At 54.1% G+C, this 7,247-nt stretch carries 6 protein-coding genes; all 6 read right to left on the bottom strand.

Features of this window, described 5'->3' with window-relative positions; all coding sequences use genetic code 11:
• The coding region (locus tag Q1J88_RS12935) for a type I restriction endonuclease (protein WP_366902800.1) at positions 1 to 179 on the bottom strand (179 nt) is incomplete at its 3' end.
• Positions 180 to 182: 3 nt separating this feature from the next.
• Positions 183 to 1,193 carry a virulence protein RhuM/Fic/DOC family protein gene (locus tag Q1J88_RS12485; protein ID WP_301118054.1) on the bottom strand — a complete coding sequence of 337 codons (1,011 nt, stop codon included), beginning with the start codon at positions 1,191 to 1,193 and terminating at the stop codon, positions 183 to 185.
• 134 nt (positions 1,194 to 1,327) lie between these two features.
• Positions 1,328 to 2,581: an FRG domain-containing protein gene (locus tag Q1J88_RS12480; protein WP_301118053.1), complete on the bottom strand. Its 1,254-nt coding sequence runs from the start codon at positions 2,579 to 2,581 to the stop codon at positions 1,328 to 1,330.
• Positions 2,574 to 4,043, bottom strand: coding sequence for a restriction endonuclease subunit S (locus Q1J88_RS12475; RefSeq protein WP_301118052.1), 1,470 nt, complete (start codon positions 4,041 to 4,043; stop codon positions 2,574 to 2,576). Before Q1J88_RS12475 ends, Q1J88_RS12480 begins: the two co-directional genes overlap by 8 nt.
• Positions 4,040 to 5,935 (bottom strand): ATP-binding protein, encoded by a 1,896-nt coding sequence (locus Q1J88_RS12470; RefSeq protein WP_278351138.1) that lies wholly within the window; start codon positions 5,933 to 5,935, stop codon positions 4,040 to 4,042. Before Q1J88_RS12470 ends, Q1J88_RS12475 begins: the two co-directional genes overlap by 4 nt.
• A partial coding sequence (locus Q1J88_RS12465) for an SAM-dependent methyltransferase (RefSeq protein WP_301118051.1) occupies positions 5,932 to 7,247 on the bottom strand: 1,316 nt, incomplete at its 5' end. The genes Q1J88_RS12465 and Q1J88_RS12470, both read right to left, overlap by 4 nt.

Here is a 7,247-nt window from a genome sequence, read left to right as displayed (position 1 = left end):
GGCAGGTGAGGGTTGATGCGGTGAATGGCCGCCTCAAGATCCGCCAGCAACAATACCTGCCGGTAATCGGCGCGTTCCGGGGCTTCGCCCTCCGGTGCCAGGTCAGGCCCGTGGGCGATCTCCCAGCCGCCTTCGGCGAACCATTCCAGGCATTGTTGTTCCAGCTGATCTTCCGTCATACTTCAGTCCTTATTCCCCTTCAGCCTGACATCGGCGGGCTCCTTCAGCAGCAGGAAATGCTCAATCAGCCGGATCATCAGGGTTTTCTGATTCGGCAGGCTTTCCGCCACCAGCAGGGCCAAGGCCACCAGGGTGTTGTCATTAATCAGTTGTTCTACCGGCCGCGCCAACAAAGCGGCGTTGCGGCGCAGATACCATAAAAACAGAAACGAGCCACAGCGCTTGTTGCCGTCGGCCAGCGGGTGGTTCTTGATCACGAAGTAGAGCAGGTGAGCGGCACGGGTCGCCACGTTGGGGTAAAAGAGTTCATCCCCGAAGCCCTGCTCAATGGTGGCCAACGCAGAAGCCAGGCCGTCACCCCGTAACTGGCCAAATAGCTCGGTGGCCTCGCCCTTGGCCATGAGCGTTTGCTTGAGTTCGCCAATGGCTTTCAGTGCCTCGTCCAGCTCCAGCGGCTGCATATCCGGCTGCTTGATGCCGACCTCGGCCAGCTGTTGCTCGTCGTAGCCTTGCAGCAGGCTCCAGGAGCGGGCGTAATCGCTGATTACCCGAGCGACGGCTTCGCCTTCGTTGGATACCAGGCCTTGATTGGTGAGGGTGCGGCTGAGCAGATCAACGGCCTGCTCAAACTCGATGCCGCGTTCGGCGAGGCGGCGTTGATTGAGGGTGTAGCCCTGAACGAGGTGGTCTTTGAGAACCTGCGTTGCCCACTGGCGAAACTGCACACCACGCTGGGACTTCACGCGGTAGCCAACGGAAATGATAACGTCCAGTGAGTAAGAGGTGACGGGCTTGTCTGATTCAGCAATATGCATTTTTTGCATATTGCTTTCGGCTGGCACTTCGCCTTCCTTGAAAACATTACGAATGTGGCGGGAGATCACCGATTGGTCGCGGCCGAACAGCTCGCACATTTGAGTCTGGTTAAGCCAAACGGTTTCGTGGCCAATCGCTACTTCCAGCTGCGCCTGGCCATCGGTTGAGGTGAAGATTCGTACTTGTTGTTCAGCCATAACAGTTCCTTGTCGCTGAGTGTTGTAGGCTGGCGAGCTTTGTCATCCACCATTGCCAACAACAGTCGCCGGCAATGAACACATGTCGCACTCCGTTATCCTGTTTCAAGCCAGGCTTACGGACAGTACCCAATCTAAGCGCCTGATTCATCGCTTTCATTTTGGGTAGTTGATATGTCAAGTATGTTTGAAAGTACCTGTTCTTGAGCTTCCTGAGGGTATTTGTGTTTGCGAAGCAGGGCTCGGGCTTTGACCTTTATCTCGGCTTGGATTGATTCACGGCCTTGCCAGTCTACTAGCTTCCGGGTCGCGAGCAGTTTCGACAGCTCTTTCGACAGTACAGTTAGCGAGCCATGATCAAACCCCTCTGCCGCTTGAGGTTGGCAGAGTAGATCCGTGACAGATTGGAATTCTCCTACATATGGTTCAGGCGGATACGTTACGGGGGAAGTAGGCCCCTCATCATCCTTGGCAGCTCTTTTCAAAGCGTTCTTCTTGGCTTGGACGGCACGATTTTTTTCGGCGTCAATCATGAATGCGTTGCAATAATCTGCAGCACCAATCAAGTCAGGGAATAAGCTAGCGTGGTGCACGTTCATGCGCCGAAGGTGACGTAAACATTCCTGTTGCATTTCGTTCTTGATGTAAATTTTACAGATGTAGCGCGCCAGTATTCCCGGCTCTTCATTAACCGATGCATCTTTCAATGAATCAATAGGGAATTCGTCGCCCCATAACACTTCCGCTAATTTGTTTTCTATGGTCGAGTCTTCAGGTGCAAAGGTAAACAATCCCGCTTGGCTTACCAGGCGACCGTGGTCATCTTTTCGGGGTTCGAAAACCCTTATGTCAGGGCATACCTCATCGTCAGCAATAAACGTCTTGTTCAGTACATAGATGGCCCTGTACGGATTTTCTTTTTCGTCTTTTCTGTCCTCCTTGGAGAACGCAAAGAACAATGCCACGTATGGTGAATAGGTCCAGTCCAGCAAAGGCGTCATTAGACCGTGGTGCTGGCCAATCGACCACAGCTCGTCATCCTCAACACCTTCGTCGAGTAGTGAGTGGTCATTGACACGACCTCGGATTGCTTTACGAAATAAAGCCAAAGTGTCAGTGGCCAACTTCGAGGTTATAATGCCGTTGTCGGTTAAGCGTCCGAGCGTCGGTGTCATGCTCCAGTCGAATCGACGGTGCCCTCGAAAAACCAGCTCAGTTTCCTGCGGATTGAAGAAAGGACTTTCGAGCATCCCAACAAAATCTTGCCAACTCTCCAACCGTGTTACAGGGATGCGCCCGCTGATATCGTCAGCCAGAATGTCGAAGCTAGCTGCAGGGTTTGCACTGTTCCATGTAGGCACTTTTTCCCAAGAGTAGGGTTTACTCATCGAAAGCGACCCCATCGCCAATATCGGAGTGCCGAGACGCTTCCTGCGATGGATCCTTTATTTCTGGAGCGGAGACTTCACCGGAGAGAAGTTTAGGAAGGAGTGTGTCCCTTGTAATGGCAAGACTCATAGCTTCCGCGTTCAGATTTAGCTTTTGCTGAAGCAGCGGATCGATGAGTGCTGAGAATTGCTCAACGACCGAGCCAGTCGGAATCGTTATTGGATAATGCCCAATAGCTTTGCCGCTCACATTAGCTTGTGCACTCCCATGAGCCTGTCCTTCAACATACTGTTTGAAATCTGGATCTCGTACATTGCAATAAAGGAGGGCTTTTAGATTGTTCTGTTTTGGTTTTAGCCGGCCTACACGTTGATTCAAAAACACTCTGTTCTCTGTTTTTGGGACTAATCCTGTTTCCCCAGGGTAGCCGGTCATACCAACCAATAGGTCTCCAGGAAAAAGCTCAAATCGCTCAAGGCCTGCAATCGTTTTGTCTGCTACGTAGCTACATGATTGAATATCTACGAATGCTGGTTTTACTGAGCCTATTTTGACAACAGCGAATCCAGAGTCTGACCAGTCTTTACTCTTAAAAGCATAACCATTCTGGAATTCGCAAATATCGTTGAGCAAACCGGATTCCCACCCCTCCGGAATCTCCCCCAACTCACTGTCCTGCATAGCCGAAGGAAACAGCTCGGCGGTGGCGCGGAGCTCGGTGTATTGCTCGGGCTGTTCGGCCTGGAGGCGGGTTAGTTCCGGTTCGCCTTTGCCAGAGACGGCCTGCATGGCGGCAAGCAGGGCGTCTTCTTCGCTGCCGCCGGCTTCCAGTGCGGCGATCTTGGCTTTGACCGGCTCGAAATCGACAAACCAGCTTTTGAAGATGGCCTGGGCCATCTGTTCGAGGGTTTGGTTGATATGTGAGTTTAGGATCTCTTTTTCATCGAGAGCAGTTGCCGTAGTCACAATCTTTCGTTGTTCGTGCCAAGGGGGTAGCTCTATCTCGAGGTTCTGGAGCCGTTTTGTATCGAGTTTTCCGGCTCCAATACCTGTGTGTTCGACCATTTCCAGCAGCAGCTGCTCATTGGCTTTTAGCCAATAATACAAATACAGTTCGTCAGTTACTTGGCCTGCAATCAGCTCTGGTTTTACTCTGATTGCCTTTACATCCTGATTGAAGGCAACCTCGCGCTCAGCAATGCCAACAGGAATTCGTTTATGAAGCGTGCTCCCTCTTACAAGCAGAAGAATTGACCCTTTAGGGGCAAGCCGAGAACCAGCCTCGAGACCTTCCGTTGTGATTTTCAGGTCAGAGTCAAAGTAGCGAGAGCCGCCCATGGATGAGGCGCTAATCCACGGTATGTCTTCACCCCAATATTCAGGTTTTTTCTTTGAGGGTGTGCCCCCAGAGAACCAGTCGGTGAGATCGCCAAGCCTGTGAGACATTGCTACAGAACTCATTCGTAGTCTCTCCTTGCAGCTCTGTAAGCTTGTTGCGGCGAATTCGGAGTATCGGGCAACGTCATCACAATGCGCTTCTCAGCTAGCAGAGGGCGAAGATAATTCTGTCGAATGGTTTCCGCGTTACGCGAGAGTAGCAGTGCAAGTTCCTCAACTCGCCAGTCACGTTGTTCGCAAAGTGCTACGACCAGGTCCCTTACTTGTTCCGGAGGGTGTCGCTGACCGAGCGCTCCGACCCGAGCGGCCAGGTTTCCCGGCAGCTGGTCAAATAACGTGTCCCGAGCTTCCTGATCAGGGTTACCGGATTGTAGTTCCGGCTTACTGGATAACGGCTCTGACTTACTAGATAACGGCGTTTGCTTACTAGATAACGGCTCTGACTTACTCGATAAGCCGTCTTCGGAACCGATTAATTTGCCTGTTGGCTGGTAGTAAGTGGCTGACCCACGCCCCTGTTGAGTAAGTAGCCCGAAATCCCGAAGTCGTCGCAGGGTAGCGCTTGCGGTCAGGGGGTCTACTTTGTTGAGGGCGCGATAGGTGGCATTGTCGATAACACCGGCTTCCCTGGCTACGATCAGCGCCCGGGCCTCCTCGTCAGAAAGGTGAAGATCTTTAAATCTTGCCAGCCACCGGATGTCGTCCTCTCCAAGAAAGTGGTGGAACAGGAATTGTGTGACGAACTGGTCCTGACCTCGGTCAGACTCGAACAGTGGAGGTGCAAGACCTGCGGCATCCATTACCTCGCGAATGGCTCGAATCCCGCTACCTTTGGTTTCTGCAAAACGGGTTTCATGTAGAACAGCGGCGAGTACCGGGTTCCTCGGCATGGAACCGGGCTCCCCCAGGTGCTCGGGTGATTTCAAAGAGAAGCCCGGATTGCGGATTTCCAATCGGTTTGCGTAGCGGATGATTTGTACTGGTGCCTGTGTTCGGTAGCTGCGGTGCATCAGAGCGTTAACCAAGGCTTCCCGCAGAGCTCTCTGTGGAAGAACCGGTTTATCAACACGCTGTAACTCCCCTTCTTCGAGGCCAAAGGCTTTTGGGAGGTCATCGAGAACCGCTGCCTGTGCCCGTCTGAGGAGGCTGAACATGGGGGCCCGAATTTCCACTGTATCAAAGCGCCGGTCCGGATTCGGCACCCATTCGCGGCCGGGTACCCGAATATAATCAACGCGCGTCATCGGGAAGCAGCGTCGTAGGGCTATCGATTTTCCAAACAGCAGCAGGCCCGCAACGGTTGGTTGCCATTGCCCGTTTCCGTTGCGACGAACCGCTTTCAGAGCCTGCAAAAGTTCACTATCTGACCAACGCAGTTCTTCCGCGTCCGCGTTAACCTCTGCCCGGGCCTTTCGATAGTCTTCGACGGCTGCATCGTCAATGTCTTCCATTGAGGCATCAGAGACGATTCCGGCATCAAAGCTCTCTTGCTGACGCGATTGGTAGAAAACAGCCATGTCGTCTTCGGTGCATCGCTGGTCTGTGCTACCAATGCGACGGAATGCCCCGCGTGGGAGTCCGGTTGCCGTAAAGTAAATGGGCTTGTCCTGTGGGGAGGCTTCCGGAACACTAACGACGATAACCGCCTTATCGTTTAGCCACTCTGTTGTGATATCAACTCTAAGAGGGAGGTTGAACTTTGTTGCGCACTGGCTCGCGATGTCACTGCTGACCTTGTCTGGGTCAGTTATTCCCTCGACCTCGTAGCCCGGGAAAAGTGCCATTTCCTCCCGTACGACACCCAATAGCAACCAACCGCCCCCCAGATCTGGTTCATTTGCCAGTGCGCAGATCGTTTCGAGAATCGACTTGCCGGCTTCGCTTGCACGTTTGGCTTCTATCTTTTCATGTTCGTCCAGGAGGTTCAGGTTCTCCAACAATTGGGCGGCGTTCATGATTCAGTACCCCATAGGCCCAGAGCGGACAGGTTCGACTTAATCTCAATTTCCAGCCGCTGACTCTCCGAAAATTGCTCCCGCAGCTGCCCGGTCAACCGCGCCATCTTCTCGGCAAACGGCTCGCCATCGTCTTCCTGTTCCTGAGCGCCCACATAGCGCCCCGGCGTTAGCACAAAGTCATGCTTCTTGATCTCATCCAGGCTGGCGGATTTGCAGAAGCCGGCGACATCCTCATAACCCTCACCGCGCTGCCAGGCATGGAAGGTGTCGGCGATCTTGGCGATGTCCTCGTTGGTGAAGTCCCGCAGTACACGATCCCGCATAAAGCCCAGGTTGCGGGCGTCAATAAACAGGAACTCTTCCCGGCGGTCGCGCTTCTTCTCGTTGCGTACCATGCCGTTGGCTTTGTCGCGGGTCAGGAACCAGATACAGGCCGGGATTTGGGTGTTGGTGAACAGCTGGCCGGGCAGGGCGACCATGCATTCCACGAGGTCTTCCTCTACCAGGCGCTTACGGATTTCGCCTTCGTTGTTAGTGTTGGAACTCATGGAGCCGTTGGCCAGCAGCAGGGCCATGCTGCCAGTGGGCGCCAGGTGGTGGATCATGTGCTGCATCCAGCCAAAGTTGGCGTTGCCCTTGGGCGGGGTGCCGTACTTCCAGCGTACGTCGTCGGCCAGGGATTCGCTCCACCAGTCCTTAATGTTGAACGGCGGGTTGGCCATCACAAAGTCGGCGCGCAAGTCTGGGTGCTGGTCGTCCAGGAACGTGTCGGCGTTCTTCTTGCCGAAATTGAAGTCGATGCCCCGGATGGCCATGTTCATGGCGGCCAGCTTCCAGGTGGTGGGGTTGGATTCCTGGCCGTACACGGAGATGTGTTTCTTCTGCTCGCTGGCGTCGTAGTGCTGTTCGCTGGCGTGTTGCTCGATGAACTTGTCGCTGGAGACAAAGAAGCCGCCCGAGCCCATGGCCGGATCGTACACACGCCCGGAGTAGGGCTGCAGCATTTCCACAATCAGGGTGACGATGCTCTTGGGGGTGTAATACTGCCCCCCCTGCTTGCCTTCAGCGAGGGCGAACTGGCCCAGGAAGTATTCATACACATGGCCGAGGATGTCTTTGCTGTGCAGGTGCAGCCTCTCGCCCTCGAACACCGGCCGGGTGAAAGAGGTGTCGGAGAAGGTGTTGATCAGGCCCAGCAGCTTGTCGTTGTCCAGCTGGTACTGGCTGATGCGGTTGAGAATGCCCTTGAGCTTGGCGTTGCTCTTCTCGATTTCTTCCAGGGCGTTGTCGATCAGCCAGGACACGGAGC

The organism is Pusillimonas sp., from assembly GCF_029263785.1.
Classification (GTDB): Bacteria; Pseudomonadota; Gammaproteobacteria; order Burkholderiales; family Burkholderiaceae_B; genus Pusillimonas.
The sequence above is the reverse complement of the archived record's forward strand: the minus strand, read 5'-3'. Positions and strand labels throughout refer to the sequence as shown.

Coding starts and splice junctions, on each gene's coding strand:
- Q1J88_RS12485 (WP_301118054.1), bottom strand. CDS start 1,193: ATGGCTGAACAACAAGTACGAATCTTCACCTCAACCGATGGCCAGGCG.
- Q1J88_RS12480 (WP_301118053.1), bottom strand. CDS start 2,581: ATGAGTAAACCCTACTCTTGGGAAAAAGTGCCTACATGGAACAGTGCA.
- Q1J88_RS12475 (WP_301118052.1), bottom strand. CDS start 4,043: ATGAGTTCTGTAGCAATGTCTCACAGGCTTGGCGATCTCACCGACTGG.
- Q1J88_RS12470 (WP_278351138.1), bottom strand. CDS start 5,935: ATGAACGCCGCCCAATTGTTGGAGAACCTGAACCTCCTGGACGAACAT.